1 protein-coding gene is annotated in these 1,858 nt (G+C 44.0%); it reads left to right on the plus strand.

The features are described from left to right. Positions 1-518: 518 nt before the first annotated feature. Entirely contained in the window at positions 519-1,754 is a 1,236-nt protein-coding gene (locus ACFO0S_RS14790) for an IS110 family RNA-guided transposase (RefSeq protein WP_378142914.1), read from the plus strand. Positions 1,755-1,858 lie beyond the last annotated feature (104 nt).

Consider the following 1,858-nt stretch of genomic DNA (forward strand, 5'->3'; position numbering starts at 1 on the left):
TGTTGGATTTCCTATAGGAATTGGTAGCCTTTCGGCTTCCCCACTCTGGTTTTCGTTTTACCCGTAACACCCTGTAATGCCGGGGAAGTCGAGGGTAATTGATTTTGGAATTTTAAAATGATTGCTTACAGGTGCTTGCCTGTTTATTTCTCATGCCTACAATTGAATATCGAATGGACGGAGAATGGAGGTTGCTCCATTTCAATACTTCGTCCTTTTTCTTTTCCATTCTATTTAAGTTTCAGGCTTGCCCATGGGACAATAGGAACTGACAGGATTGTCTCAGGAGATAGCTGATCCCCCTTGCGGACACTTCGGTGTACTGCTTAAAAAGCCTGCTACCCATGGTTCATCATTGAGGGTCTAACCACTGGTTGCGCCGCTGGTCGGAAGAGAGTGTAGCGCTCGTATTTGGTCTTCCGTCCTTTGAGTGCTTATGACGAGGATGACATCGGTGTTTCCCATGGGCACCCAGGTCTGAAACAATCTTGATTATTTATCACCAGGAGGTGATTGGCATGTCACAAATGCTTGTCGGTGTAGACGTTAGTCTTAAATCCCATCATGTCCATATCATGGATGCGGATGGCAAAAAACTCACTGATTTTTCCGTTTCCAATGATCGGAATGGGGCAGATACCCTGATCAAACGCATGCTGGAAACGGCGGAAAAGAATCAGTGCACCCAACTAAAAGTGGGAATGGAAGCGACAGATCAATATGCATGGCACATCGCTCACTATTTACAAGAACAAATGCAAGGGTACGAACCGAACATTGATACCAAGATATTCGTTTTGAATGCACGTAAGGTGGCCCGTTTTAAGAAAGGTTACGACACGTTGCCAAAGAACGATAAAATCGATTCCTGGGTAATCGCGGATCATTTGCGATTTGGACGATTGCCAAGGGAGATGCAAGATGCCCATCGATATGAAGCGTTACAACGTTTAACCAGAACCCGTTACCATTTCAAGAAAGAAGTTGCCCGGAATAAAACTTATTTCTTGAATCAAGTATTCCTAAAGTTCAGCGGAATGCGACAGGACAACCCATTTTCCGATACGTTCGGTACGACTAGTTTAGCGGTGATTGAAGAACTCGATCCCGAGACCATTGCCGAAATGGACATGGATGAACTCATCCTTTTCCTACAGGAAAAGGGGAAAAACCGTTTCGCAGAACCAGAAGAACTGGCAAAGTATCTGAAGAAATTGGCTCGTTCCTCCTATCGCTTGAATGCGACAATGGAAGATCCGGTTAACCTTTCTCTATCCGTAACATTAAGTACTATTCAGCACATGGAATCTCAAGTGAAGCGACTTGACAAGGAGATTGCCAAAATGATGAACGGCATTCCTCAGACACTTACAACTGTCAAAGGGATTGGTAATGTATTCGCCGCAGGTCTGATTGCAGAGATTGGTGATATTAAGCGATTCAAGGACCACCATGCCTTGGCCAAGTATGCAGGATTGGCATGGAACCAATATCAATCAGGCGAATATGAAGCCGAAAATACAAGCCGAATGCGGACAGGAAACAAATACCTGCGGTATTATCTTGTCCAAGCAGCGGAATCCATTCGAAGACACGATTCGGAATACAGTGCTTTCTACACAAAGAAGTACAATGAAGTTCCCAAACACAAACATAAACGCGCTCTCGTCATGACCGCAAGAAAACTGGTACGGTTGGTGTATTCGCTACTAAGCACCAATCAGTTGTACACACCACCAGAAAGGAGAGACTGAAGATTCCCTTCTCACATCCTTTCTTCTAAGAAACAGACTTCCTTTTTCTTACAATTGGCAGGAAAAATGAGAGGTTTTATTTGTCATGCCTAAAAAATGAAGAA

The organism is Chryseomicrobium palamuruense (assembly GCF_042649045.1).
Lineage (GTDB): Bacteria > Bacillota > Bacilli > Bacillales_A > Planococcaceae > Chryseomicrobium > Chryseomicrobium palamuruense.

Bases quoted from the DNA above. Each gene is read 5' to 3' on its own strand.
- ACFO0S_RS14790 (WP_378142914.1), top strand. From the start codon at position 519: ATGTCACAAATGCTTGTCGGTGTAGACGTTAGTCTTAAATCCCATCAT.